The organism is Marinobacter confluentis (genome assembly GCF_004785685.1).
GTDB classification, from domain to species: Bacteria; Pseudomonadota; Gammaproteobacteria; order Pseudomonadales; family Oleiphilaceae; genus Marinobacter; species Marinobacter confluentis.
In genome coordinates this window covers 529,911-556,152 of sequence record NZ_SRPF01000002.1, presented here as the reverse complement: position 1 = coordinate 556,152, position 26,242 = coordinate 529,911, and the positions used below count along the sequence as shown (strand labels likewise).

28 protein-coding genes are annotated in these 26,242 nt (G+C 57.5%); 16 read left to right on the top strand and 12 right to left on the bottom strand.

What is annotated here, in order from left to right; translation table 11 throughout:
- Nucleotides 1-88: 88 nt before the first annotated feature.
- The 6 genes from E5Q11_RS08050 (at nucleotide 89) to E5Q11_RS08025 (ending at nucleotide 5,778) form a co-directional block, all read left to right on the top strand.
- Nucleotides 89-433, top strand: coding sequence for a PBPRA1643 family SWIM/SEC-C metal-binding motif protein (locus E5Q11_RS08050; RefSeq protein WP_135802887.1), 345 nt, complete (start codon nucleotides 89-91; stop codon nucleotides 431-433).
- 23 nt (nucleotides 434-456) lie between these two features.
- Nucleotides 457-3,300 carry an alkyl sulfatase dimerization domain-containing protein gene (locus tag E5Q11_RS08045; protein WP_225314876.1) on the top strand — a complete coding sequence of 948 codons (2,844 nt, stop codon included), beginning with the start codon at nucleotides 457-459 and terminating at the stop codon, nucleotides 3,298-3,300.
- Between the two features lie 63 nt (nucleotides 3,301-3,363).
- Nucleotides 3,364-3,753 carry a DUF4149 domain-containing protein gene (locus tag E5Q11_RS08040; RefSeq protein ID WP_135802886.1) on the top strand — a complete coding sequence of 130 codons (390 nt, stop codon included), beginning with the start codon at nucleotides 3,364-3,366 and terminating at the stop codon, nucleotides 3,751-3,753.
- Between the two features lie 37 nt (nucleotides 3,754-3,790).
- Nucleotides 3,791-4,246 carry a DUF4112 domain-containing protein gene (locus E5Q11_RS08035; protein ID WP_135802885.1) on the top strand — a complete coding sequence of 152 codons (456 nt, stop codon included), beginning with the start codon at nucleotides 3,791-3,793 and terminating at the stop codon, nucleotides 4,244-4,246.
- 13 nt (nucleotides 4,247-4,259) lie between these two features.
- Nucleotides 4,260-4,661 (top strand): DUF2784 domain-containing protein, encoded by a 402-nt coding sequence (locus tag E5Q11_RS08030; protein WP_135802884.1) that lies wholly within the window; start codon nucleotides 4,260-4,262, stop codon nucleotides 4,659-4,661.
- A gap of 64 nt (nucleotides 4,662-4,725) precedes the next feature.
- Nucleotides 4,726-5,778 (top strand): serine hydrolase domain-containing protein, encoded by a 1,053-nt coding sequence (locus E5Q11_RS08025; RefSeq protein ID WP_135802883.1) that lies wholly within the window; start codon nucleotides 4,726-4,728, stop codon nucleotides 5,776-5,778.
- Here E5Q11_RS08025 and E5Q11_RS08020 read toward each other — a convergent pair.
- Nucleotides 5,717-6,130: a DUF2721 domain-containing protein gene (locus E5Q11_RS08020; RefSeq protein ID WP_135802882.1), complete on the bottom strand. Its 414-nt coding sequence runs from the start codon at nucleotides 6,128-6,130 to the stop codon at nucleotides 5,717-5,719. The two genes, E5Q11_RS08025 and E5Q11_RS08020, sit on opposite strands and share 62 nt — an antisense overlap.
- Before the next feature lie 91 nt (nucleotides 6,131-6,221).
- Between E5Q11_RS08020 and E5Q11_RS08015 the strand changes: the two genes are divergently transcribed.
- Complete coding sequence (locus E5Q11_RS08015) at nucleotides 6,222-7,124, top strand: homocysteine S-methyltransferase family protein (protein WP_135802881.1); 903 nt, start codon at nucleotides 6,222-6,224, stop codon at nucleotides 7,122-7,124.
- Here the strand turns inward: E5Q11_RS08015 and E5Q11_RS08010 are convergent.
- The 3 genes from E5Q11_RS08010 to E5Q11_RS07995 all read right to left on the bottom strand — a co-directional run bounded on the left by E5Q11_RS08010 (nucleotide 7,114) and on the right by E5Q11_RS07995 (nucleotide 9,874).
- On the bottom strand, nucleotides 7,114-7,773 hold the full coding sequence (locus E5Q11_RS08010) for a hypothetical protein (protein ID WP_135802880.1): 660 nt from the start codon (nucleotides 7,771-7,773) through the stop codon (nucleotides 7,114-7,116). The genes E5Q11_RS08015 and E5Q11_RS08010 overlap by 11 nt on opposite strands.
- Before the next feature lie 62 nt (nucleotides 7,774-7,835).
- Nucleotides 7,836-8,888: a diguanylate cyclase domain-containing protein gene (locus E5Q11_RS08005; RefSeq protein WP_135802879.1), complete on the bottom strand. Its 1,053-nt coding sequence runs from the start codon at nucleotides 8,886-8,888 to the stop codon at nucleotides 7,836-7,838.
- A 485-nt stretch (nucleotides 8,889-9,373) separates the two neighbouring features.
- Nucleotides 9,374-9,874, bottom strand: a complete 501-nt coding sequence (locus E5Q11_RS07995; RefSeq protein ID WP_135802878.1) for a C40 family peptidase — start codon at nucleotides 9,872-9,874, stop codon at nucleotides 9,374-9,376.
- A 100-nt stretch (nucleotides 9,875-9,974) separates the two neighbouring features.
- Between E5Q11_RS07995 and E5Q11_RS07990 the strand changes: the two genes are divergently transcribed.
- The gene (locus E5Q11_RS07990) at nucleotides 9,975-10,592 is read left to right on the top strand and encodes a flavin reductase family protein (protein ID WP_135802877.1); all 618 of its coding nucleotides are present in this window, start codon (nucleotides 9,975-9,977) and stop codon (nucleotides 10,590-10,592) included.
- 37 nt (nucleotides 10,593-10,629) lie between these two features.
- Here the strand turns inward: E5Q11_RS07990 and E5Q11_RS07985 are convergent, their stop codons facing one another.
- On the bottom strand, nucleotides 10,630-10,833 hold the full coding sequence (locus E5Q11_RS07985; RefSeq protein WP_135802876.1) for a DUF3185 family protein: 204 nt from the start codon (nucleotides 10,831-10,833) through the stop codon (nucleotides 10,630-10,632).
- Between the two features lie 34 nt (nucleotides 10,834-10,867).
- Between E5Q11_RS07985 and E5Q11_RS07980 the strand changes: the two genes are divergently transcribed.
- The 5 genes from E5Q11_RS07980 (at nucleotide 10,868) to E5Q11_RS07960 (ending at nucleotide 13,865) form a co-directional block, all read left to right on the top strand.
- Nucleotides 10,868-11,191: a hypothetical protein gene (locus tag E5Q11_RS07980; protein WP_135802875.1), complete on the top strand. Its 324-nt coding sequence runs from the start codon at nucleotides 10,868-10,870 to the stop codon at nucleotides 11,189-11,191.
- Between the two features lie 90 nt (nucleotides 11,192-11,281).
- Entirely contained in the window at nucleotides 11,282-11,575 is a 294-nt protein-coding gene (locus E5Q11_RS17855) for a putative periplasmic lipoprotein (RefSeq protein ID WP_191964425.1), read from the top strand.
- Between the two features lie 71 nt (nucleotides 11,576-11,646).
- Entirely contained in the window at nucleotides 11,647-12,024 is a 378-nt protein-coding gene (locus tag E5Q11_RS07970) for a hypothetical protein (RefSeq protein WP_135802874.1), read from the top strand.
- A gap of 89 nt (nucleotides 12,025-12,113) precedes the next feature.
- On the top strand, nucleotides 12,114-13,079 hold the full coding sequence (locus tag E5Q11_RS07965) for a zinc-binding metallopeptidase family protein (protein ID WP_135802873.1): 966 nt from the start codon (nucleotides 12,114-12,116) through the stop codon (nucleotides 13,077-13,079).
- 87 nt (nucleotides 13,080-13,166) lie between these two features.
- A complete protein-coding gene (locus E5Q11_RS07960; RefSeq protein ID WP_135802872.1) occupies nucleotides 13,167-13,865 on the top strand; it encodes a crotonase/enoyl-CoA hydratase family protein in 699 nt (232 codons plus the stop codon).
- A gap of 17 nt (nucleotides 13,866-13,882) precedes the next feature.
- Here the strand turns inward: E5Q11_RS07960 and E5Q11_RS07955 are convergent, their stop codons facing one another.
- The 7 genes from E5Q11_RS07955 to E5Q11_RS07925 form a co-directional block, all read right to left on the bottom strand.
- The gene (locus E5Q11_RS07955) at nucleotides 13,883-14,701 is read right to left on the bottom strand and encodes an alpha/beta fold hydrolase (protein WP_135802871.1); all 819 of its coding nucleotides are present in this window, start codon (nucleotides 14,699-14,701) and stop codon (nucleotides 13,883-13,885) included.
- A gap of 12 nt (nucleotides 14,702-14,713) precedes the next feature.
- A complete protein-coding gene (locus E5Q11_RS07950; protein ID WP_135802870.1) occupies nucleotides 14,714-15,787 on the bottom strand; it encodes an alpha/beta hydrolase family protein in 1,074 nt (357 codons plus the stop codon).
- Nucleotides 15,788-15,815: 28 nt separating this feature from the next.
- Entirely contained in the window at nucleotides 15,816-17,840 is a 2,025-nt protein-coding gene (locus E5Q11_RS18185; protein WP_135802869.1) for an ABC transporter ATP-binding protein, read from the bottom strand.
- 13 nt (nucleotides 17,841-17,853) lie between these two features.
- Nucleotides 17,854-18,789 carry an ABC transporter permease gene (locus E5Q11_RS07940; protein WP_210426298.1) on the bottom strand — a complete coding sequence of 312 codons (936 nt, stop codon included), beginning with the start codon at nucleotides 18,787-18,789 and terminating at the stop codon, nucleotides 17,854-17,856.
- Nucleotides 18,790-19,707, bottom strand: a complete 918-nt coding sequence (locus E5Q11_RS07935) for an ABC transporter permease (RefSeq protein ID WP_135802868.1) — start codon at nucleotides 19,705-19,707, stop codon at nucleotides 18,790-18,792.
- A complete protein-coding gene (locus E5Q11_RS07930) occupies nucleotides 19,707-21,260 on the bottom strand; it encodes an ABC transporter substrate-binding protein (protein WP_135802867.1) in 1,554 nt (517 codons plus the stop codon). Before E5Q11_RS07930 ends, E5Q11_RS07935 begins: the two co-directional genes overlap by 1 nt.
- Nucleotides 21,261-21,417: 157 nt before the next feature.
- Nucleotides 21,418-22,344 (bottom strand): LysR family transcriptional regulator, encoded by a 927-nt coding sequence (locus E5Q11_RS07925; RefSeq protein ID WP_135802866.1) that lies wholly within the window; start codon nucleotides 22,342-22,344, stop codon nucleotides 21,418-21,420.
- A gap of 147 nt (nucleotides 22,345-22,491) precedes the next feature.
- Here E5Q11_RS07925 and E5Q11_RS07920 point away from each other — a divergent pair, with 147 nt between their 5' ends.
- The 3 genes from E5Q11_RS07920 to mrtJ all read left to right on the top strand — a co-directional run bounded on the left by E5Q11_RS07920 (nucleotide 22,492) and on the right by mrtJ (nucleotide 26,160).
- Complete coding sequence (locus E5Q11_RS07920; protein WP_135802865.1) at nucleotides 22,492-23,784, top strand: porin; 1,293 nt, start codon at nucleotides 22,492-22,494, stop codon at nucleotides 23,782-23,784.
- Nucleotides 23,785-23,832: 48 nt separating this feature from the next.
- Complete coding sequence (locus E5Q11_RS07915) at nucleotides 23,833-25,527, top strand: FN3 associated domain-containing protein (RefSeq protein ID WP_135802864.1); 1,695 nt, start codon at nucleotides 23,833-23,835, stop codon at nucleotides 25,525-25,527.
- A gap of 147 nt (nucleotides 25,528-25,674) precedes the next feature.
- Nucleotides 25,675-26,160, top strand: coding sequence for a JDVT-CTERM system glutamic-type intramembrane protease MrtJ (mrtJ, locus tag E5Q11_RS07910; protein WP_168215629.1), 486 nt, complete (start codon nucleotides 25,675-25,677; stop codon nucleotides 26,158-26,160).
- Nucleotides 26,161-26,242: the final 82 nt, after the last annotated feature.

The following is a 26,242-nucleotide window of genomic DNA, read 5'->3' as shown; positions in this document are numbered from 1 at the left end:
TAAAACGTCTCGCCCGCTGCCTGCCAGTCTTTCCTGCCGAGCGCCGGGTAAACTTCTGTTCAACGGGCTTTACCATCAGGATTTCAGCATGTCAGACAAATTTTTCTACAAAGGCCGGCAGGACGCGCGCCAGCACCACACCGCTTACGGCGGCTTCCAGACCAGAGCCAGCCAGAAGAGTGGGAGCCGAAAGTACCCGCTGACGCTGGTGGTTACCAGCGAGGCGCGCAAACAGGAAATTGAGGCGCAGGTGTCTGCGGCAAAGCTGCATGCAAACATAACCGTTGATACCCGAGACGGCGCGGCTGAGTCCATTGGTGAACTGACCGTGCTTCTGAATAAAGGGTCAACCGTCATCACCGAAGAAGCGCCGTCCCGGAACGACCCATGCCGCTGCGGCAGCGGGTTGAAATTCAAGAAGTGCTGCGGCTGACGACACAGACATGAAGAGGGCAAATGACTGAACAACTTGCTAACGCCCTTGTTCCCCTGCTTTCGCTGATTGCCCTGGGGGCCATTCTCGGTCGCAAAACCGATTTTTTCGAAACCGGGGCGCTGTCCGGCCTGGTGACGTCTGTCGGTATTCCGGCGCTGTTGCTGCATTCTGTGCTGAGCATGGAAATGGACATCAGTGGCATGGGTGCGCTGGTTGGCATAACCATCGCCTGGCTGGTGGTGATGTCGCTGGTCACCGCGCTGATGCTTTCTCTGGCTGGTCTGCCGGTCAGGTCTTATCTGCCGGCGTTGGTCCACCCCAATACCGGCAACCTGGGCATTCCGGTGTGTTTTGCCCTGGTTGGTCCTCAATCGCTTGGTCTGGCGGTGGTGATTTCATCCGTGATTCAGGTCAGCCACTTCACTCTGGGCATTGGCTGTCTGTCTGGCCGGTTCTCCATGGGCGCAATGCTGAGGAACGGTCCGGTTCTGGCGTTGATTGCCGGGGCTTTGCTGCTGGCAACGGATAGCCGTCTGCCGGGGCCGGTGATGACAACCCTGGATATGCTGGGGGCGATTACCATTCCGGTTATGCTGATGTTGCTGGGCAGCTCTATTGCCGGGCTCAAACTGACCGGCGCCCGTGATATGGTTTGGCCTCTGGCGTTCAGCTTCTACCGACCACTGGCCGGCCTTGCCCTGGCATGGCTGATGTTGCTGGTCTGGCCACTGACCGAACTGGAGGCGCAGGTTTTTCTGATTCAGTGCGCTATGCCGGTCGCGGTCATGAGTTACGTGCTGTCGGTCAAATACCGGGGCCCATCACAGGAGATTGCAATGACCGTTCCGCTGTCACTGGTGGTTTCGTTGGGAGCTGCCATCCTTATCGCCGGATGCGATACCGGGCCGGCTGCGCCTTCTAAAGCCAATCAGATGGGCCACAGCGCTCCATCGGCAAGCACTGCCAAGGCCAACCAGCAGATGCTTGATCGGCGACCCTTTGCCAATCGCGAGGATTTTACCGATGCCCGGCGAGGCCTGATCGCCCAGGACCCTGAACTGATGATCGAGCATCTTGAGGGCGGTGAAGTCTGGAATATGATGGACTACGCCTTTATTGACACTGCGGGCAATAACGCACCTGTGTCGGTAAACCCCAGCCTCTGGCGCCAGGCGGCCCTGAATAATATCCACGGCCTGTTCGAGGTCACCGATGGCCTTTACCAGGTACGGGGTTACGACCTGGCGAACATGACCATTATCGAGGGCGACTCCGGCTGGATTCTGGTGGACCCGCTTACAGCGCGGGAGACGGCCAGCAGGGCCCTGTTGTTTGCCCGGGAACATCTGGGCAATAAGCCTGTGCGCGCGATTGTCTATACCCACAGTCATATCGATCATTTTGGCGGCGTCCAGGGCATCCTTGAGCATCTGAGTGAAGAAGAAAAAGCCGACCTCAGAATCATTGCGCCGGAAGGCTTTGCGGATGAGGCCACCAGTGAAAATATCATCGCTGGACCGGCCATGACCCGTCGGGCCACGTTCATGTACGGCAGCCGCCTGTCGCGGGATGAGCGCGGCCACGTTGGCACCGGCCTGGGCAAGGGTCCCGCCTTTGGTACTTTCGGTTTTGCCGAACCGACCGACCTGATCCGTGACACCGGCACCGAAATGACGGTGGATGGGGTGCCCATGGTTTTCCAGATAGTGTCCGGATCCGAGGCGCCAGCGGAGTTCACCTTTTACCTTCCAGAGAAAAAAGCGTTCGGCGGGGCCGAGCTGGTCAGCCGCAACCTGCATAATCTTTACACTCTTCGGGGCGCCAAGGTTCGTGATGCCCGGTTGTGGAGTGGTTTTATCGATGAAGCCAGAACCCGGTTTGCAGAAGCCGAGGTGTATTTTGGCAGCCACCACTGGCCAATGTGGGGACAGCAGAACATCCAGAATTTTCTGGCCAGGCAGCGGGATACCTATAAATTCATCCATGACCAAACGGTGCGCCTGATGAATCAGGGCGCCACGCCAAGGGAAATTGCCGAGCAACTGCAACTGCCGCCGGCGCTGAACCAGGATTTTCATAACCAGGGTTACTACGGCACTGTTTCCCACAATGCCAAGGCGGTGTATCAGCACTACATGGGCTGGTTTACCGCTAACCCGGCGCAGCTGAACCCGCTGCCGGAGAGTGAATCGGCCGCACGCTATGTGGAAATGATGGGCGGCGCCCAGAAGGTTCTGGACAAAGCCCGCGAGGAATTTGAGGCTGCGGCAAATATGAGTGCTGCCGAGGGCCGGGATACCTATCGGTGGTTGGCGGAATTGCTGAACCAGCTGGTTTTCGCCGAACCGGATAACGAACATGCAAAGCAGCTGCTGGCCAACGTCTACGACCAGTTGGGTTATCAGGCGGAATCCGCACCCTGGCGGGACTTTTACCTGACAGGTGCTTTGGAATTGCGCCATGGCGCTCCGGAAGAAGGTATCAAGCCGGCGATGATGAGAGAGGTCTTGCTGAATACGCCGGTAGCGCTTTTCTTCGACAGTATGGCGGTGCGCCTGAAAGCGGAGGACGCAGAAGGGGAGAGCGCAACGATTAAAATCACCTTCACTGACCTGCAGGAAAGCTATCTGTTAACCTTGCAGAACTCGGTGTTGCATAACCGCCTGACCAGTGAAGACACCCCGGCCGACGCGACCCTGAAGCTGACTCGGCCGCTGTTCGTGGATCTCCTGATTGGCCGGGCCGGCCTTAAAGAATTGCTGTTCAGCGACGACATCCGTTTTGAGGGCAGCCGGCTTGAGTTGATCAGTTTCTTCAGCATGCTGGATAAACCGGACGGCCGGTTCAACATCGTGACGCCGTGATGACCATAAAACACCAACGGCTCGTAGTGTCCTGATATCAACTTTTCGGGATAGGAGCTCAAAATGGAAGCGACAGCCCTGTTGCTCACGGCTGCACTGTTTGGTGGGATGGTGCTTTACTCTGCAGGCTTTGCAGGTTTTCTGTTCAAGGTGCTACCACCGAACACCGCCGGGGCTTCCCTGCGCCGCGCCTTTCCGGTTTTCTACCTGCTGGTGATCGCGACCTCCTTAGCGGCAGCAGTCATGGTGTTTTCATCAGATCTGATGAGTGCTCTGGCGTTGGCGGCGATTGCGGTCACAACGGTGCCGACTCGCCAGCTTCTGATGCCCGCTATCAACGACGCCAGTGATGCGGGGAATAAACGACGGTTTGGCATTCTGCACGGGGTCTCTGTGCTGATTACCCTGGCGCATATTGCATTGGCTGGCTGGGTGCTAATACGGTTTCTGTAAACCTGCAAAGGAATGGCCATAGAGGTCGGGAGAACTGATGACAGAGACGACCGAAGCCCGCCAAAGGGCAGTTCTCAGGCGGTTGGACAAGTTCAGCCGTTTCACCGATAACAGCATCGCACTGCCGTTTACCCGTTTCCGGATCGGCGTAGAGGCCATCATCGGCCTGGTGCCAGTTGTTGGCGATGTGGCAGGCCTGGTGATGTCCGGTTACGTGCTGCTGGAGGCGCAAAGGGTCGGTGCCAGCAAGGACTTGAAACTGCGCATGTTGCGCAATGTGGGCATCGACTTTGTGGGCGGCCTTTTACCGGTGTTCGGTGATGCCTTCGACGCCGTTTACAAAGCCAACACCCGCAATACGCGCCTGCTTCGGAACTACCTGGAGGAACAGCTTGCCGTGGAGCCGCCCCAGCCGCCTTTTCCCTGGCGGGCACTGATCGCCCTTGCCATTGTGTTTGCGGTGATCACCGGTGGGTTGTCGCTGATTCTCTAGGCGGGAGATGGCCATGAATGACCAGTGGCTTCTGATACTGGCTGATGCTCTTCTCATTTTTCATACGCTGCTTGTGGCCTTCGTTATTCTCGGCCTGGTAGCCATATTCATGGGTCATTTTTTCTGTTGGCGCTGGGTTCGGAATATCTGGTTCCGGTTGAGCCACCTAACCGTCATAGGCGTGGTGGTTCTTCAGGCCTGGCTTGGGGTGCTATGCCCGCTGACTGAATGGGAGATGGCCCTGCGCGAAAGCGCGGGGCAGGCGGGCTATGAGGGGTCCTTCATTCAGCACTGGTTGCATTCCATCCTTTACTACAGCGCGCCGGAGTGGGTGTTCATTCTGGCCTATACCCTGTTCGGATCCCTGGTTTTGGCCAGCTGGTTTCTTGTTCGCCCTGGCAGCCGACGCAAGTAGCCCGGAAAACAGACTGCTGCGTACTACTGATGTGAATCCATTTTTCGGGAAAGGTTGATTGTCGATGACATTTCCAGTGAAGCTGGCCTTTGTCACCCTGTTATCCGTACTCTGGATCCTGGCAGCGCCCGCGTGGGCCGAGCAGGCCATCGGGGGAGAAGGGGCGTTTCCAGGCCTTACTGAAAACGCGCCTGAACTGGATCGGCTGCACAGCCTGGTGATTGCGGTTGATGGCGAAACGGTCTATGCCCGGGCATTTCGTGGGCCCGGGATCGATCAGCCCGTCAACATCAAATCACTGTCCAAAACCGTGCTGTCTGCGGTTGTCGGAATGGCGATTGAGCGGGGTGTATTCAGCGGCACCGGGCAGCCAGTAGCGGACATTCTTGATGTGCCTGCCGGGGCCAGTGACCGCATTGGCGAGGTAACCATCGGCCATCTCCTGTCCATGCAGGCCGGTCTGCAGCGAACGTCGGGGCAGTATTACGGGCCATGGGTCAACAGCGATAACTGGGTGGATTATGCCTTGAGCCGCCCGTTTGTGGCGGAGCCGGGGGGTGAAATGCTGTATTCCACCGGCAGTTACCACCTGCTATCCGCGGCATTAACCACAGGCACCGGGCGTAGCACCCTGGCGGTTACCCGGGACTGGCTGGGTGACCCGTTGGGCGCCGACATTCCCGCCTGGCTGACTGACCCACAGGGGGTCTATTTCGGCGGTAACGACATGCAGCTGTCGCCCATGGCTCTGCTTAAACTTGGTGAGCTTTACCGCAACGGTGGGGTGCACGACGGCGAACAGATTCTTTCCAGGGACTGGATTGATCAGTCATGGACCGAGCGTGGCAGGTCTCGGTACACCGACGACCGTTACGGCTATGGCTGGTTCATGACCGACCTGGGCGGCCACCGGGGCTATTACGGGCGGGGTTACGGCGGCCAGATGCTGTATGTTTTTCCTGACCTGGGCATGACCGTGGTGATGACGTCTGACCCCCAGCCACCGGCGTCCCCGTCGTTCATGCAGAAGCAGAATGCGCTGCTCGAGGAGTTTGTCATTCCCGTTTTGTCGCCTGCTCCTGCTTCCGCGTCTCAAAACTCTCAAGCTCAACGTTGATGGCGTTGGTCGAGATCACGATTTCGTACAGTGAATACAGCAGGGATATGGACAGCAGAATCAGGCTGAACCCAAAGGCAATGGCGCCCGCCAGTTCGACGCCCAGAAACAGGACAAACATGGACATGGTGCAGAGGAAAAAACTGAGCACGCCGTAAGCCTGCATGCGTTTGGTCAGCACAATACGCTTGCGCAGCATGCTGATCTGGCGGGCAATCAGTGCGTGGTCTTCTTCCGTATCCATCTGCTTTAGCTGGCGGATCAGTTGTGCAAGCACCAGAAAGCGGTTGGTGTAGGCCAGCAGCAGTAGCGAAATGGCCGGGAACAGAAGGGCGGGGGTGGTCAGAGTCAAGGTTTACTCCTGGTCTTTGGCTGGGCAGGCTTTGTAGTATGGTCGCAGATGTTACCGGCATACAATTTTCTTTAAAGGAGCAACACGCCCTATGCGCTCTATTGCATTACTGGACGGCGGCCTGGGCCAGGAAATCTATCGTCGGGCCCGCTCGGTAAGCTCACCGCTGTGGTCTGTGGCAGTCATGCAGGAGCAGCCTGAGGTGGTGAAGGGCGTGCATGAGGACTTTATCCGGGCGGGCGCTAAAACGCTCACGCTGAACACCTACGCCGCAACGCCGACCCGTCTGCGGAAGCAAGGCTTGCACGAACAGATAGGTGCCATCCATCAGAGGGCGTTTCAGGTTCTTGAGCAGGCGATTGATGCCACTGGCCTGTCGGTGGACATAGCCGGTTGTCTGCCGCCACTGGCGGCCAGCTACCAGGGCGAGCCAGCCCGATCTTTTGACGATCTGAAAAGCGAATACGATACCCTGGTCCGCCTACAGGCGGGGGCGGATGTTCTACTGATCGAAACCATGACCAATATCGCTGAAGCGACCGCTGCCTGTGCCGCTGCAAAACAGCTGGGCAAGCCTTTCGGAGTGTCTTTTCGTCTTGAAGTCGACGGTGCGCTGAAATCCGGTGAAAGCCTGGCCGAGGCCGTGGCCGCAGTTGCAGACTATTCGCCCGACGCAGTGATGCTGAACTGCTGTGACCTGGAAATCCTCACCGCTGCCATGCCACAGCTGGTGGTCATGTATCCCCGGGTAGGCGGTTACGCCAATGCGTTTGAATCGGTTGAAGCCGTCGCCGAAGGTGGCTTGGTGGATTCACTGCAGGCACGGCCCGATGTTTCGCCGGGTGCCTATTCAGCGCAGGTGCAGCAATGGTTACAGGCCGGAGCATGCGTAGTAGGTGGGTGCTGCGAGATCACGCCCGACCATATTCGCGACCTGGCCGGGGCAATGGCTGATCAGTACCGACTGGTCCGTTTTTCCGACCTTACTTCCTGAAGAAGCGCGGGTTGCGCTCGATGAATGAGTCGATCCAGCGCTCCAGAAAGGATTTTCGGTCCGGCTGTTTGAGATAGCGCCACCCCAGAACCGAAATTACAAGGGCGCCCAGGGCGTCGACGATCAGGTCCCACATGGTGTCCGTCAGCCCCGACGGGTCACCCAGCATGGGCTTCTGCATGTTCATGCCGAACAAGGAATCCATGGTGAACTCAAGGATTTCCCAGAGTGCGCCGACCCCCAGGGCAAACATGAACGCGAAGAAGGCGACAAAGCCGGGTTTCATGTGCACTTGGATTTTCTCGGTTTCGTTCATGATGTGAACCAGCAGAAAGCCGAGAATGCCCAGCAAAAAACCGGACATGGTATGCAGCGCCATGTCCCACCACCAGAACAAGGTGTAGTAGTCCCGAATCTCCCCCAGAAAAAGCGACGCGAACACAAAGCCGATGGCAGCCAGTTGAAGTTCCGGTGGAATGTGAATGCGGAATCGACGTTCGAACAGCAGCGGGAAAAACGTGATGGCGATAATCATTGCTGTCAGGAAAGCGGTAAACCAGCGCTGTCCCCAGATAGCAAAAACCGTTTCGGCCAGAAGAATGAGTTGAAGGGCTACAGTGATTCTTTGATGGGTAATCCGGATGCGCATAGGGTCGTTGTCTGCGGCGAGTGGTGATTCACCCTAACACATCACAGATCTGCGAAGACGCGTCAGCCGTCGATGGATTCGTCCTGACCCCACTGGAAAAACTGATAGCTGTTCCGGCCATTGGCCTTTGTGGCATACATGGCAACATCGGCGTTGCGCATCATGGTGTCAGCGTCGGTTCCGTTCTCCGGATAGACCGCAATACCAATGCTGAGCGCCACCTGCAGTTCGATGCCGTCAATGGTGCGTGGCGATGCAAACCGGGCCAGCACTTTTTCAGCAATCTGGGCCGCGTCCTGACGTTCTTCAATTTCCGTCAGCAGGATAACGAACTCGTCACCGCCGTGGCGGCTGACCGTGTCAGTGGTTCTGACGCAACTCTGAAGCTCAGTAGACACTTCCTGTAACAGATGGTCACCCACGGCATGGCCATGGGTGTCGTTAATCATCTTGAAATCGTCCATGTCCAGAAACAGCACGGCGATTTTCTTGTTGTGGCGGTTTGCCATGCCAATGGCGTGGGTCAGCCGCTCCATCAGGCACATGCGGTTTGGCAGGCCGGTCAGAAAGTCATGCTGGGCGCGATAGCTCATTTCCTGAATGGCAGCTCCAGACTGGCGGGCATCGTGGAATACGATGACGGCGCCAGTTGCCCTGCCATTGCGATCGATTATCGGGGCTGCGGAATCTTCAATGGCAACGACCTTGCCGTCCCGCCTGACAAGAATTCTGCCCAGGGCCAGTTCCACAATCTGGTTTTCCTCTATGGCGCGCTGGGCTGGATTGGGGGCCCTTTCACGGGTGGCGCCATCAAAAATAAAAAATACCTGTTCTACATACCGTCCCAGTGCCTCGGCGCGGGGCCAGCCGGTCATCTTCTCGGCCACTTTATTGAGGTAGATCAGTTTGCCGTCGGGGTCTACCACCATTACGGCGTCACTAATCGCATCGAGGGTAATCAGTGCCATGTCCTCAAAGGATATATTGCCCAGTGGGCCGGGATTTGAAGGGCTCACGATTGAAACACCCTTCGATGCCCAGGGCGCGCGGCTGAGATGAGTAAAGCGAGTATCCGGTGTAATCTCCCCATCCGATGGGGTTGGCGTGGGCTGCATCAGTATCTCCCTGTGGTGTCCGCTACTACCAATGCTGGGCTTCTGGTTTTATTGAGTCTGTACGCAAGCTCACTCAGAGCCGGGTTGCCGGCAGCAATCTGTCGGATTCCTTCTTGACGACCTGATAACACTCGCAGCTTCGGCGCTCCAGCTCACTGCGGTCCAGAACCCGTATGCGGCTGCTCCCTGCTGTCCACGTGAACCAAAGTGCATTCAGGATACAGCAATTAATGATGGCCTCTGTACGTTACCGAACATAGTGCGCCTTTCCTAAAAGATTTGCTGAAGTTATTCGGTGATTATCAGTCTTATTTCATCTTGCATCTGAATTGCATCTGAATTGCATCTAACGCCCTCTGTGTATGTCAGCGCACAGACCGGCGCCCACGAAAGGTTCACGTGCCCGCCCGTTTTTTACAGCGATTTTGGCGAGCGGGCTTTTTATTTTCAGGTGCGAGTTGATCTGATCGGCCGGTTAGCCAGTCTTATTCAAACCGCCTGACCTGGCTGAGTCGGTTTCGCCAGTAGTACCCGTTCAGGGATGAGCGGGTGACGCCCAGGGATGTGGATGAGTGAATGAACTTGTCCTCCCCCATGTAGATCCCCGCATGCTGGTCCTTACCCTTGATCCGGAAAAATACCAGGTCGCCGGGCTGGAGCTGGTCAGGTGGGACTGTTTTGCCGGTGGCCAGCATCTGAGAGGTTGTTCTAGGTAACTGGCGCCCCAGAGCTTCATCAAACGCCGTTGCAATGAACCCCGAGCAATCGAACCCGCTGTCTGACATTCCGCCATATTGGTAGGGCGTGCCCTCGTAACGCTCGAAAACCCGCCAGAGACTGTTTGCCACCGCCGATTCAGGTGTGGCGTTCTGCGCCGGTTTCCAGCCTGTATCAGTCGCGGCAGGAAGCTGTTGATGGCTGGCGCAGCCGCCAAGCCCAAGCAGAATAATCAGTACCAGGAGGGGAAACGCAGGCCGGGAATTCATCGGTTATAACCTCAACCAGACAACAAAACTTGAGGTTAAAGCGGCAGGGGCCAAGTTGTCAGGTTAAACTTTGCATCGATTTGTATTAACGGAGCTACCTATGCTTATTGATCTCTCCACGATAGATGCCAGTCACATTCACCCAATCCTGACCCAGGCCATTATTCCCCGGCCAGTGGCCTGGGTGCTGTCCAGGAACCCCGGGGATGACTTCAACCTGGCGCCTTATTCGTTTTTCACGGTGGTAACCAGCAAACCGCCTATTCTGATGGTATCGGTGGGCAAGAAGCCCGCTGACGGCGTTTTCAAGGACACCCGGGTTAATATCGAAACCCGTAAACAGTTTGTGGTGCATATTGGCGATCAGAGCCATGCCCGGGCCATGACCCTCTCATCCCGGCATCTGGACCATGGACAGTCAGAGCTGGACGAGCTGGATCTCAAACTGGTGCAGGATGAAGGATGGCCCATGCCCCGGGTTGAGGGTTGTCCGGTAGCCCTTTACTGTGAGCTGCGGGAAGTGATTGAAATGGGCGATACGCCCCAGTCCCTGGTGTTCGGGGACATCAAGCAGGTTTTCGTTGATGATCGGGTTGCTACCATCAACGAGCGGGGGCGCTTCGTCTTTGATGCCAAAGGCATCGACCCGATTGCCCGCCTGGGTGGCAGCGAATATGGCACCCTCGGCGAGATCCTGAACGTTCCGCGGCCGGACTGAGGCACGGCGGTGCCTCAGCTCTCAACCGCCGGGCCGGCTACTTCTTGAAAAACGCCATGAAGGCACCGGCAGCAACGGCCGCGGCGCCACCAATCAGGTACCACATGGTTTCATCGGTAAACCGGCCGGTCAGTGATTCTGTGATCTGGCCGCCCACTGACTGGGATGACTGATACCCGAAGTAGAGCAGGATGGCGCCGACAACCAGCAGAACAACGCCGACAAGTTTCTGATTTCCCATAATGTTTACCGCCTAGATAACAGGTTTTGATTGTATGTCTGAGGATCCGCTGAAAACACTGTCTGATATGGCCAGCGATGCCCACGCCCGCATCCAGGCCGCCCATGAGCACATTAATCCGGTTGTGGAGGTGCGCCGTGGCATGCGTGATACCGGTATTCCTGCCGATGTGATGACCATCGACTGCCTGCGCACCCGCCGCCGTATCACGTTGATTCTGCACGATGAGCAGCCGGGGGTCTTACTTTACCAGTTTATTACCATCGAAGAAGAGGTCGGCAACGACTTCCAGAGCATGGCCTTCTCGCAGATGGATGCTCACAAGCTGTTTCAGTGGATAGAAGGGTATTTTGGCTGAAGGGCTAGAAACCTGTGTCGCTCTGTTAACGGAACCCTTTGTTATTTAAGGGGTCCAACCGGGCTCAGAATGAATCCAAAGGAGTACGGAATGAAATATCTGATGATGATGCTTGTTGCCTTTGCCCTGGTAGGGTGCTCGGCACAGCCCAGGACCATTGTGTCCCAGGATCCGGGCGACACGGTGGTTGGCGACAGGCCTGAAGGTTATCCCAGAACGGTGGTCAAGGCCCTGCCTGATCAGCCGGGTTTCTGTGTTGAGGTCACTGAAAGTTGGAAGGAAGGCCAGCAGAACGGAGACACTGTCTGGACCAAGCAGAAAACCGTCGAAAGCACCGCTTGTACCAAAACCCGCTGGGAACGGCTGTCTATGGGTAAATACTGAAACCTGCCTGGTTGGCATCCGGCGCGGTATGTCTTTATGATCTCTGAATAATTTCCATACCGGATGCGCCCATGAAATTCCCCACGGCTACCGTGATTTTGGTGTCGTCAGCCCTTGCCTTTGTGCTCTGGAGTCAGACCCGTGAGCCGGCAGCACCGCTGGATGCAAGCCGTTTTGCCAACCTGTCGGCCAACCCGGTAGAGCGCGGCTCAGCCGTTGACTGGATAACGGAGCAGTTGCCAAGGCTTTGCGAAGAAGCCACGGGTCTGCCAGAGGACAGCCGCGAGCATGCTGACTGCATGGCGGCCAGCGAATCAAAAGAACCATCCTGTCGCCGGGCAATGGCCGACCGTTTCCCCGCTTTGATCGGGTCCGAACAGACCTTTCGTGATCTTTCTGTCACCATGATGGACTGTCTTGTGCAACAGTCCCGCCTGCTTGGCGAGTGAGAAGCCAGAACGATTGAAATGGGGGTGAAAAAGGCTGTCTGGGAGGCAGAATTTCATCGCCCTGCATTCAGCGACGAAGAGTAATTGCTATGTTGGTTTTTTCCAATCCTATCGGGTCCGGCGGGCTCTGGTTTGACAACCTGACGACGTCGGAAGGCATGCCGGTGGCATACGATCCCCAGGCCAGGGCTTTTGTGCCTATGCCGCCCTTCTGTGCCAACCGGGAAAGAATCGGCTGCAACTGGATCGCGCCCGAAGAGGGGGCTTTCTGCCGGTCCTGCGCCATGACCGCGCTGGCTCCGGACCCCAGTATTGAAAACGCCATTCCCAACTGGGCCGAAACCGAGGCCGCCAAACGCTGGGTGCTGGACAATCTTGGCCGCTGGCACTGGTTCCGGCCGGAAGACCCGGGCACACGCCCGGTTTTCCATATGCTTGCCGAGGGTGTGATGCCGGTACAGATGGGCCATGGCAATGGCGTGGTGACCATCAGCGTGGCAGAGGCGGACCCACTGATCAGCACCACCCGCCGCAAGGCTCTGGATGAGCCCTATCGTACGATGATAGGCCACATGCGCCACGAGATATCCCACATGCTCTGGTGGCGCCTGAGCCTGAGGGAGGATTTTCTCAATGAGTTCCGTGAGAGGTTTGGTGACGAACGGGCTGACTACTCCGCTTCGCTCCAGCGCCATTACGAGAATGGCCCGCCGGTCGAGTGGCGCCAGCGCTACCTGACCAGCTATGCGTCTGCGCACCCCCATGAAGACTGGGCTGAAACCGCTGCACATCTGCTGCACCTGACCGATATAGCAGACAGCGCCGTTGCCTCGGAACTGGGTTCCCCGGAATTGCCGGATTATAAATGGGACCCCTATTCGGAGATGGACTCAAACAGACTGATTCACATCGCGTCGCAACTGACGGTCAGGATCAATCACGTGAATCGTTCCATGGGGCTGTCGGATCTTTATCCGTTTACCCTGTCGCCGGTGGCCCGGGAAAAGCTGGTTTTCGTGCACGACTGGCTGAAACGCGGGGCTCAGGGCTGGTAGCGGCGCCAGAACGAAAACATTGAGACCCGGTGCAGAAGCTGGCAAAGTTCAGCCTTTCGAATTCTATCCAAGCGAGAGGGACAGCCGGTGACGGATCTTGTTAATTACCAACTGAACGACGGCGTAGCCACCATTTCCATCAGCAACGGCAAGGCAAACGCCCTCAGCCACGAGGTTTTTGCAGCGCTGAACACGGCTCTGGACCGTGCTGAGCAGGACAAGGCGGTGGTGATTCTCACAGGCCAGCCTGGCATTTTCTCCGGCGGTTATGATCTCAAGGAAATGCAGAAGGGTCCGAAAGAGGCTACGGCGCTGGTCACTGTGGGTTCCACCTTCACGCGGCGGCTGGCGGCGTTTCCGCTTCCGGTCATCGGTGCCTGCAGCGGCCACGCCATTGCCAAGGGCGCGTTCGTGATGCTGTCTGTGGATTACCGCATTGGTATCCAGGGTAGCTTCAAGCTCGGCCTGAATGAAGTGGCTATTGGCATGACCATGCACCACGCCGGCATCGAGATCGCACGTCACCGTCTTGCCCCTGCGCATTTCTATCGTTCGGTTGTTAATGCCGAAATCTACAGCCCCACCGGCGCCATCGAAGCCGGTTTCCTGGACGAGGCGGTTGAGCCTGACACCCTGATGGCTCGTGCCAATGAAGTGGCCCAGCAGTTCAAACAGCTGAACATGAAGGCTCACGCCCAGACCAAGGTCAAGGCCAAGGCGGAGTATCTGGAACTGCTGGACCGCTGCATACTGAAAGATGGCGAGAGCCTGGGCCTGCAGGACTGAGCCGGCCACCAGCGCCGCTAGACGCCCAGCAGAAAATCTGACACGGCGGCGTTGAAGCGGCGCGGATCTTCAATGTAGGGCGCGTGGCCCAGACCTCTGAGCTCGAGATGCCTTACATTTCCAATGTTGTCCAGCAGTGGCTGGGCTTTGGCCAAGGGCGCTACCGCATCCTTGTCGCAGGTGATGACCAGAGTGGGGGCCTGAATCTGATCCAGCTCTGGCACCAGGTTCGCGGTCTGGATCGCCCAGGCCGCATTTACAACACCTTCCGGACGCGATTCTGCGGCGATACTGGCCACTTTCTGGAATAGCGCCTCGCTGGTGTTCGCTGGCAGCATGCCTTTGGCGCGCCGCCTGCCATATTCCATTTTTGGCAGTTCCTCCAGCTCCCGCAGCCGACGCTGATAGCGCTCGTTGGCGCCATCAGAGGGCGACAGGCCGTGGCCCGGATGGGTACAGGACAGAATCAGGCGTTTGACCAGGCCGGGTTTCAGAATCGCGATTTTCATCGCCACCAGGCCGCCCATCGAGTGACCCACAATATTCACCGGGCCGGAATGGCAGGACGCCAGAAATTCGATCGCCACTTGCGCCAGATCGGCCACGGAATCACCGGCAACGTCGGATTCGCCATAGCCAGGGGCATCCCAGGCCCACATTTTCAGTGACGGTGCCAGGGCGGTGAGCTGGCCCACCCAGCTTGAACCATTGCCATTCAGGCCGTGAAGGAATAACACGGGTTCACCACTGCCATTTTCCAGGTAGCTGAGACGACCATGCGACAGGCGGATGATCGACCGGGGCATTTGATTGTCCATAATGGTTACTTCGCTCATGGTTGCTTGTTGTCAGAACGGGGAAACTTCGCCGTCGTCCGAGCCTTTCAGAAGTCTGCTGCTTTCCGGACCTTCGCCGCTGTCTTCCTGGTCGTCCTGTCGGTTGCTCCCGCCGTCGTCAGAGAAAAGCGCCTTTTCGGTTTTGCCCTGAAGCAGGAACTCGGCGCCGGCTTTCGCCATCTTCTGGCCGCTGTGAGCGATGCCGTAAACGGTCTGAATCTCCCAGTTGTATTCGGTGTTCAGTTTTTCGGCCTGAGCTTTGTTGACCTTGTAAAAGTTCTGTCCTTTTTCGAACCGGTGTGCGCCCTGTGCAAGGGCAATATCAAGCTGGCTCAGCAGGCGGTGGGATGGGTCGTTGTCTTCAGTTCCGAGCATGATGACCAGCCTGTGCTTGTAGGCAGGCTTGAGATCCTCAGGCTCGATACCTGTGTTCTTCAGGCCATACCGAAGCGGCAGCGTCCAGTCCGGAAAGGTGTAGCTGCCGGCGTTTGCTGCTACGGCAGTGCCAATACGGGCCTGTGGCCACATCATGACCATGCGGTGGACGAACTGGGCACCACTGCCGTGGCCCCAGATGTCGTAGGTTTCTGCATTCAGGGCAAACTGGTTTTTTACGGCGTCGAAGACCCGCTCGAGGGCCGCGAAAGACGATTCCTCAGGCGGATTGCGCTGGCCTTTGGATTCATCGTAAGAGGCAGAATCGGCGGTAACCCAGTTACCGGACTGGTAACCCCAGCCAGTGGGGAAGTTATCCTGGGAAAACTCCGGAGCAATGATCAGCGCATTGTGGCGCTTGGCATAGGTGCCCCAGTAATCCCGGTAGGTGTTGGCGTCCCGGCGGGCGCCGTGCATGACCATGACCACCGGGGTGTCGGCTTCAACCTTGTCGGGCCGGGCGTACCAAAGCCGCATATTCACCGGCTTGCTCTCGGTGCCGGCTGACACCACGAAAGAGCCGTAGCTTTCGAAGGTTGCAGGCTGGAACAGGTCGGAGTCCTCAGCGTAGGCGGCTTCATCAGGCTGAACGGAGGCGCAGCCTGAAAGCAGGGAGATGAGCCCGACAAGCAGTAACGCAATGAGTTTCATGGGGCAGGTCCTCGGTATTGTTGTTGGTTCAGGATTTCAGCTGGCTGCCGGAAGTTTTTGCCTTCCAGCACTGAACCAGCGTGTTATCAATCAGTTCCGGCCCCGGGGCCTGTTCCCGGCACTGCTGGTCTGCCAATGGGCAGCGAGGGTGGAACGGGCAGCCGCTGGGACGGTTCATCGGGTTCGGAAAGTCTCCGGCAAGGCCAGGATCTGGCACGGTTTCACCCGGGGAAATGCTTAGGGCAGAGTCCATCAGCGCGTGTGTGTAGGGGTGTTTGGGATCGGTCATAACCTGATCCCGATCGCCGCATTCAACGATCTCGCCCAGATACATCACCGCCACCCGGTCGGCCATGTGCTGCACAACCGACAGGTTGTGAGTCACAAACAGGTAGGTCAGGTCCATCTCGTCCCGCAGATCCAGCAGCAGGTTCAGAATCTGGGCCTGGACTGACACGTCCAGCGCCGACGTGGGCTCGTCACAGATCACTACTTCCGGATTCATGATCAGCGCCCGGCCAATGGCAGCGCGCTGGCGCTGGCCGCCTGAAAGCTGGTCCGGGTAGCTGTTGAATACCCGTGTTGGCAAGCCCACAAGTTCCATGATCCTGCGGGCCTGGGCGTGCTGTTCCTGACGGCTGCCGATGCGGTGCACGGCCAATGGCTTGGTGATGATTTCACCAATGGTCTTGCGCGGGTTCAGTGACGAATAGGGGTCCTGGAAAATCGGCTGAATCATCCGCGCCCGCTCCATGGGTGGCAGGTTTTCAATGCGCCTGCCATTGAGGGTTACGGAACCGGAATCCGGCTTCTGAAGTCCCATGATGGTGCGGGTCAGGGTGGATTTGCCGCAGCCGGATTCGCCCACCAGGGCCAGTACTTCGCCCTTGTTCAGGGTCAGGCTGACGTTGTCCATGGCCTGAAGCGGCTTGCGTTTGCCAAACAGCCCACGGCGGACCATGAAGGTGCAGCTGACGCCGTCGACCGTCAGTATCGGTTCGCCTTTTTTGAGGGCAGAATCTTCCGGCGTCTGGTTTGCTGCCTCTCGTGCCGTGTTAGCGGTGTTTTCCGGGGTCTGAATGTTCGGCTCATGGCAGACGAAATAGCGCCCCTGCTGCAGAGCTTTGGTGGGCGGCGTGTCGGTTTTGCAGATATCCGCCGCTCGTGGGCAGCGGGATGCGAACGCACAACCGCTAATGGTGCCGGTCATCGCCGGGACAATACCGGGAATGGCGCCCAGGCGCTGCTGGGAAGTGCCGCGATAGCCGGGCACGCACTCAAGCAGGCCCTGGGTGTAGGGGTGGCGCGGATCTTCAAGCACCTCGGCGGTTCTGCCGGTTTCTACAATATCGCCGGCGTACATCACAGCGATATGGTCGGCCGCTCGCGAGACGACACCCAGGTCGTGGGTGATCAGGATCATGGACATGCCGAATTCCTGCTGCAGTTCCCTCAGCAGATGAAGAATCTGGGCCTGAATAGTCACGTCCAGTGCCGTTGTCGGTTCATCGGCGATCAGCAGTTCCGGCTCGTTCATCAGCGCCATGGCAATCATTACCCGCTGGCGCTGGCCGCCGGAAAGCTCATGGGGATACTGCTTCAGGCGGCTGGCCGGGTCAGGCAGGCCGACTTTCTCCAGTAGATAAATGGCGCGTTTTTCCGCTTCAGATTCCGACACCTTGCGATGCAGGGTCATGGTTTCCTTGAGCTGGCGGCCAATGGAATACACCGGGTTCAGGCTGGTCATCGGCTCCTGGAAGATCATGCCGATGCGTTGGCCGCGAATCTTGCTGGCCAGCTCTTGCTCGGTGGCGTGGGTCAGGTCGCTGCCCTCGAAACTGATGCAGCCGGCCGAGCGTTTAGCTGCGGGCGGAAGCAGGTTCATCAGTGCCAGGGCGGTCATGGATTTACCGGAACCGGATTCGCCAACAATGCCCAGGGTTTCGCCCCGGTTCAGCTCCAGGCTGATGCCTCTTACCGCATGCAGCGTGCTGGAGTCGGTTGGAATATCCACGGACAGATTCTGGATATCGAGAATGGATGTCGTGCTCATTTCACTACCCATGTCAGTTCCTCCGGTTTGTCACAGTCACGTCCCGCACGCCGTCGCCCAGCAGGTTGATGGCGATCACCAGAATGAAGAGCGAAATGCCGGGGAGGATTACCAGCCAGGGCTGGAAGAACATCGCCTGTTTTCCTTCGGCGATCATCAGACCCCAGGACGGAATGGGCGAGGGAATGCCCAGGCCCAGGAACGACAGGGTGGCTTCGTTGAGAATGGCTACTGCCACTTCCAGGGTGAAAATCACCATGATCTGGTTCACCAGATTGGGGAGCACTTCTTTCACCGCAATCTGGAACTTACTGCAGCCCATGGCTTGGGCGGCGGCGACAAAGTCCAGTTCCCGTAATCGCAGGGTGGCCGAGCGGGTAACCACCAGATAGAACACCCAGTGGGTGGCGCCGATCACGAAGATGACCACGGTGATGGACTGGCCAATTACAAATACCAGCGCCATGATCAGCAGCAGGCTGGGCACCGCAAGCTGGCAGGTCACCAGGAAATTCACGGCCTGGTCCAGCCAGCCACCGTAGTAGCCGGCAATCAGCCCGAGTGTGACCCCGATGATCATTCCGATGGTGGCGGCACCAATGCCGATGGTCATGGAAATTCGGGCGCCGTAGATAATTCGGCTGAGGTAGTCGCGACCGAGATGGTCAGTGCCCAGCAGGTATTCCCAGCTGCCACCTTCCACCCATACCGGTGGCAGCATACGCAGCGGCAGGTTCTGCATGTAGGGATCATGAGGCGCCAGCCAGGGTGCGAACAGGGCAAAAATGGCCATCACCAGCAGAATGCCCAGGCCGATTTTCAGGCCATAGTGGCTTCGCGCGCGTTTAAGCGCCGCCATGGTTGGGCTCAGCCCCAGGTTGTTTTCTTCCTGAGTGGCGTCAGTCGCTGTCAGGCCGGATTTGTTCATTGTTTGATCAGTCGTCATCATTCACCCCATCCGGATCCGCGGGTCAAGCCAGGCGTTGATCAGGTCAGCGGCCAGCGTGAGCAATACAAAGGTCAGTACAAAGATCAGGATCAGAGACTGAACCGTGGGGATATCCGAATTGAATATGGATTCAACGGCCAGCCGGCCAAGCCCGTTCATGCTGAACACCGACTCGGTGACCACCGAACCACCCAGCTTATTGCCCAGTTGTACCGCCAGCACGCTGACGATGGGCAACAGGGCATTGCGCATGGCCTGTTGCAGAATCAGCCGGTAGCCCATGAACCCCTTGGCCCGGGCGGTGCGGATGTAGTCCGAGGACAGCACGTCCAGCAGCCCGGTACGGGTCAGCCGCATCACGGCTGGCACAGAACTGGCACCCAGCACCAGCGATGGCAGGACAAAGTGTCGCCAGGTGGCGTCGCCGGATACCGGGAAGATCGGGAATGTCACCGCGAACAGAATGATCAGCATCAGCCCCAGCCAGAAGTTTGGAATGGCCTGGGCGGACACCGCCGTGGACAGGGCAAAGCGGTCAACCCAGCTGTTGGGCTTCAGAGCAGCGCTGATACCCAGGGGCAGGGCGATCAGAATGGTAACGGACAGCGATGCCAGCGCCAGGGTAATGGTGACGGGGGCGTGGTCCTTGATCAGCTGGACCACCGGCTGTTTCCAGAAATAGCTTTCACCAAAATCACCCTGCAGGGTGCTTCCCAGCCAGTCGAAGTACTGTACGGCAGCCGGGCGGTCAAAGCCGTATTGTTCACGGATGTCGTCGACCATTTCCTGGGGCGCGTCTTCACCGGCAATGGTCTGGGCCGGATCAGTGGCGTAGTGGAACAGCGCGAAAGTGCCGAAGGACACGGTCAGCGCGACCAGAATGGCCATCAGCCCGCGGCGGAGGATATAAGTAAACATTATTGTTCGCTCCAGCTGGCCTGCCAGAAACGGGGAACGCCGTCTTTGGGAACCGGAAATTCGAGCCCCGGTGCCAGCAGATAGTTCTGACTGTAGGAAAACAGGGGTACCCAGTAGGCCTGTTCGGCGATGCGGTTCAGAGCCTGGCGATACAGGCGCTTGCGCTCCTGGGTATCGATGGTGCGCTCGGCCGCCAGTACGGTGTCGGCCAGGGCCGGGTCGCCGCTGTAATTCCGGGCGGAACTTTCGGCGAAATGGACACCTGTCGATGCCGATGCATCAGCGGTGCCGCCGCTGCCGTAGGAGGCGAAAAAGGCACCCATGTCCTTGTCGTTACGCACCTTGGCAAAGACGTTTAATTTCACAAATCGAAGGTCTACGTCCAGCCCGATGGCCTTCAGATTGCTGACCACAGCTTCGGCAATGATCTTCTCCCGGTAGGCCCAGAGCTTGAACGAGAAGCCATCGGGGTAACCCGCCTCTGCCAGTAGTTTCTTTGCCTTTTCCGGATCGTAGTCATAACGCGGGCCGTCGGCTTCACAACCGAACTGGCGCGGATGGCAGGCGAAATCGATAACTTCAGCGCTGCCGCGAACCAGGTAACGGGTGATTTCCTCGCGATTGATGGCGTAGTTGATGGCCTGGCGTACTTTGCGGTTGGTGAAGGGGCTGTCCGGGTCTGCGTAGCCACCGGCATCCAGGGTGATGTAGCCGATCCGGATATCGTTGCCTTCTTTGCGGCGCACACCGGGCAGATGGCTGATGTTGTCGGCCACATCCGGTGGAACATCCATCATCAGGTCGATGCCACCACTGAGCAGCTCTGCCTGCTGGGTGCCCTGGTCAGGAATAACCCGGAAAACCATGGTATCTATGGCGGGGTTGGCTTTCGGACTGGCCTGATAATAATTGTCAAACCGTTCAATGACGATTTCGCGGCCCGCGCTGAATGATTTGATGCGGTAGGGGCCAATGCCGTTGAGGGGCCTGTCTTCAGCCGAGTTCTGCCTTCCCTCGACGCCATCGTAGGTACCCTCTTTGCGAACCGGAATGCTGATGGCCATATCCCGTAGCGCCATCGGGTATGGCAGACGCAGGTTGAATCGCACGGTTCGCGGGCCGACTTTCTCAACACTTTCAAGCCAGGACTGAATCACCGGTCCACGGCTGGTATCGGCGTCGTCGTTCAATACCCATTCGTAGGTGTACACAACGTCATCCGCCGTCATTGGGCTGCCGTCGTGAAAAGTGACGTCGTCGCGAACGGTGACTTCAAGTCGGGTCTGGTTGACCCACTCGTAGGATTCTGCAGCCAGCGGCTCGAACTCCAGCGTGTCCGGGTTAACGTAGAACAGGCCGTCGTCCGTCAGACGCGACAGAATCAACCCTTCGCGCTGGATGGAATAGAGCCGGTCGACTGTGGTCAAGGGTTTTGCAAAGGCAACCACTAGCGAGTTGTCTTCCTGGCCCGCATCCGCAGGTACGGCCAACAGGCTGGCGATAAGCGCGCCCAAGAGGCAGATGCCTGATTTCACCGGGGTCCGGGTCCTCATCTTCTCTCCTGATTGTAGTTGTTGGAGATTCTGATCGTTCCACCCTGGCAGTCACCATGGATGCAGGATCAGTGATTGAGGCCAGTCTAGGCAGGACGAATGGATTTTAAAATTGAATATAAGTCATAACTTTATGCATTTTCTGCATGCATTGAGGTTACTGCTCGGCATGGCCGGTCATGGTGGCGTATTCACCCAGTGAGGATTCAACCTGGCGCTGAAGGCATCGCACCAGGCTGGTAATGGCGGGCGTTTCTTCAAAGCCGGGTGGAAACAGAAGTACAAACTGCAATCGGTAAGCAGGGGCAAGTGGCATCAGGCTGAAGCGTTTCTGGTCCATAGACATAGCGGCCAGCCGGTCAATGATGGTAACACCCAGCCCTTCCACCACCATCTGGCAGGCCATGACGCTGGAGGTTGTCTCAATCTTGCAGTTCAACTCGATACCGGCGCTGTGAAATATTTCCTCCATCTGAAAGCGCGGCCGCAAGCCGGGTGCGAGAGCAATTATGTCGTGCTCTGCCATCTGCGCCGGCGTGACTGAGCCAAGCTGCTCGAGAGGATGGCCCTTGGGCACCATCACCATGGCGTCGGTATCAAAGAAAGGCCGCTGTATAACTGAAGGATGGTTGCAGGGCCTGGTAAGGGCCACTGCAATATCGTAATGACGGCCTGCTACCCATTGCTCGATGTCACGGTGGCCGCGGACGTCCACACTGAACCGCTGTTCGGGGTGTTCCTGGACAAACCTTGCGAGCGCAGGGGAGACGAGGCTGTTGGCCAGGCGGGCCAGGGCAACAATACGCAGGGTTCGCGTTTCACCATCCTTGATTTCCTGCACGATGCGGGGCAGATCATCCAGATTCGCCAGGATCTTTTCGGCCTCACGAAAGAACTCCTTTCCCTCTGGTGTCAGAACCAGGCGTCGCTTCTCCCGTTTGAACAGTTTCATCTTCAGTTCATCTTCGAGTGTCGAGATCAAACGGCTGGTGGCCGGCTGGCTGAGATTCATTACTGACGCTGCGGCGACCAGGGAGCCATGAATCACAACCGCGCGAAAGCACTTCAACTTTTTGATATTCAATCTATTCTCCAAGTTAGATGCATAAAACGCATAAACCTATCCAATGTTTTCAATTTACATAGGTATCAATAGTAGACGATAACGTCAGTGTGAAGTAATAAACGCCACTGACGTATGCATCAGTAAAAAACAAGAACCGGAGGCAATATGAAGTTCTCAAAATCGCTGCTGGCAGCTGGAATGGCCAGCCTGGTGGCATCCCCGGCATCAGCCCTTGAAGTGGAAGTAGGCGGCCAGGTCAACCGGGCAGTCATGTACGTGGAGGACGGTTATAGCTCTGAAGCCAGTGACGGGAGCGGAATTCTTGGTCAGGGATCGGACACCGAGTTTTATCACGTCGACAACCGGAACAGTCCAACCCGTTTTACTTTCGGCGCGACCCAGCGGCTGTTTGAAGGTTGGACCGCAGGGGCGGTGATTGAAATCGGTGCCTATGCCAACTCCTCTCTTGATGTCAGTCCTGCCGAGAAAAACACAGATGCGGAACTGGATGAGCGGATTACTGACGCGTTCGTGGATTCGCCCTACGGTAAGCTCACCCTGGGGCGCGGCGAAGGCGCGGCCTACAATACGGCCCGTCGGGATTATTCCGGGACAGGGGTTATCAGCTTCCGTCACCCGGGCCTGATCGGCGGAGGACTCTATTACGCGCTGAAAGACTCTTCCGTCAAAACCAGTTTCAATGCTGACGGCAGTTTTCGCGACCGCCAGAATTTTACGGCTGATGAGTTAAGTACGGAGGAAGGCGCCGGGAGGTTAAACCGTACAACGATCGCCGGAAGCATACGCGATTACAATTTTGAGGGACGACACGAAAGAATCCGTTACGACAGCCCCCGCATCGGCCCGGCGACGGTCTCCGTCAGCGCTGGCAACGATGGTGATACCGGTTCGAACTCGGTTTTGCAGGTTGGCGTGACATCAGGGCTCCGGGTACCCGGCGGCCGAATGCTGGTTGGTGCAGGATACTCACGAGCTACCGTGAACAGGGAAGCGCCGAGTGGCTCTGATGATCCCGATATCAATACCTACGGTGGCTCGGTTTCCTATTTCCACAGTGATACCGGGCTTAACCTGACGTTCGCAGCGGTCAATCGTGCCGAAGAGCTTTCGGAAGAAGAAGCCACCGGCAACTTCTCTTCAACACGCTCTGAGCTGGGTCAGTTTCGCTACGCAAAGCTCGGGTATCGTCCCAACCGGACCCATGCGTTTGATATCCACTATGGCGAGACCCTGAATCGTAACAAGGACGATGAAAAAGGATCCGTAATCGGTGTCGGCTACGTCTGGAGCCCGGTGGATATGTTCGATGCTTACGCCGGCGCCAAGATTCACAGTTTTGAGCGTGGTTTCTGGTGTACGGAGTCAGGCAGAACCTGCTACAGCCCGGAGTATGAGGACATCACGATTGTCACCACGGGCCTGAGGGTCAAGTTTTAAAGTGAAGACCTTACGAAAACAAAGAAAACAAAAAAGTGGAGTGTGATTATGCATCCCCCCCTGAAAAGCCTGATTATTCTAGCGACAGTTGGTCTGCCGGGTGTGGCAATGGCTGCCCCTAACGGTGACTTTACTGACGTGAACCCCTTGAATGAGGATACCAATTTTGCGGCGGTGGACATCGGTGGCGACACTGGTATCGGCTACCTGCCGTCCTGGACATTCTTGCGGGATCTGACGATAGCGACCCGAGACTCATCCGCAACGGTATCCGTAGCGGGATCAGCCATCACTGATGCACCGGACCCCGTGTCGGGCACGGGCGTATTCTCCTTTGAAGAAATAACCGATGATTACAATGCCAACAGACTCGAGCAGTGCGTGGCCATTGACGAGAACCTTGACATCAAGTTCAGCTATCAGGTTTTCACTAATCGCGGTTCGGTGAACAACAGCCTCCGGCTCCAGTTGAATACCAACTTTTATAGTGACCTGGAAACCTGCAACAGGGACATGCAAGCGAACAGTACCGCCAATCGCCTGACAGACGCTGAGTTTGATGTGAACCGAAGGTTTCACTTCGGCGATGGGGGTGTTCTGCAAAACGAATGGGCTCTTGTCGAAGAAGCGAACCGCGAAACAACGGGCCCGATGGTGCACCCCGCCGAGCAGATTTCTGACGGGGCAAAGGCTGTTCGCTTGTCACTTCGCCCCTTCAGCTTTAATGCCGACTCTGACCCGGACGATGTGCGTATCTGGCTGGACGATATTCGGGTAGAGCAGGATGGCAGGAATCTATTGGTTAATCACGATTTCAGCGATCCGGATCTTATGGATGGGGAATTCGTGACGGCGGATGCCAGTGGCTGGCAGCTTGCGTTGGCACCCCGCAATGGCGTGGTTCCGCTGGCTTCTGCAGGCGACTTGCCCTTTGCATTGAGTGGTGAGAACGGGGTCTATTTCAAGCGTCTCACCGGCGAATACGATGATACCAGCCTGGTTCAGTGCATCAGCAGGGCGGATATCCCGTCCGGCGTTCTGCAACCTTCGGCCAACGTCACGAGTGATGAGCCGGCCGCTGGTTTGACGGCCGCGATCCGTGCGGAGTTCTTCACTGACGGGGCCTGTACCAATGCCGATACCCTGGAAGATCTCGCAGGGGAACTGGAGATTACAGGGGATGCTCGCCAGTGGCAGTTCCTTGGGACCACCGGCGATATCGCTGCAGACAGCATTGCAGGCAGTGGCTCGATGCGCCTCACTCTCAGCGTCCGCGACCGGACCGGTGGCAGTGACGGCCCGGACGCAGCGCTGGCCCGGACAGTATTCATGGATGATGTCCAGTTGTCGGCCCTGACCCTTGCCAGGCCCACCTTCAGCCCGAGCGGCGACCAGAGTTTCCTTGAGACGCTGACTGTCACTGTCGACGGCCGTCCGGGGACCACGCTGTATATCACCACGGACGGCTCCGATCCTGATACCAGCAGCATGGCATATCAGCCCGGAGAGACCATCGTATTGACGGAAACAACAGAGCTACGGGCGATTGCATCAGACGGGCAGGCGACATCAGAGGTACAGTCGGCTCTCTATACCCGCCTGAATCGCTCGGATCTTGGCAGTGAAAGCAGCGGCAGCTCATTCGGTTGCAGCCTGGGCGGTGCCAAGGACCCGGTGTTGCCTCTGCTGGTTCTGCTGGCGTTAGTTGGATTGGCGAGGAGCAAGTGGCGGGCTAACGCCTGACGAGCAACAAAGCCGGTCGCGACCTTTGCTCCCTGTCTGATGACAGGGAGCTTTTTTTTCGCCCGGCAGAACGTACGCACTGATTCTGTCAGCCCGGACGGGCTGGTGTGGCATGATGGGAGTGAATCAACCCGGGAAATGAACCAGATGCCAAACAGCGGTGAAGTCAGCCAAACCAGCGCGGCATGGTCCAGCATCGAGATACTGCGGGATTGGCAGTTTCAGGCCGTGATGGGTGCCGCCATCCCTGTCGGGTTCCTGTGGGTGGCGTGGATCAGGCCAGACGCTGCCGCTTTGGGTGCCGGAGTCACAACCCTGCTTGCGTTCGTGGTTGTGTTTCCCCTTCTGGAAGAATTTGTGTTTCGGGGAATGATTCAGCGCTGGCTGCTGAACAAGTCGATTGGAAAACGACGCTACGGACCCATCACCCTCGCCAACCTTGTTACCACCGTACTGTTCGCAATCGCTCACCTGCCACGAGGTGGGTTACTGCTCGGTTCAGGTGTGATTGTCCCCAGTGTTTGCCTCGGGTATTTCTTCGAGCGTCACCAGCGGCTGGTGTCTCCCATCATGATGCATATGGCCTTTAACCTGATTGTCACAGTGGCGGTCATTGTTATTGGCGATGGCTGATTGGCCCGAAAAAAGGTCTGACATCACAGGGCCCCTCATTCAGGGTGTCGCAAACGTTATGGAGCCGCGCTAGTCTTAAGGC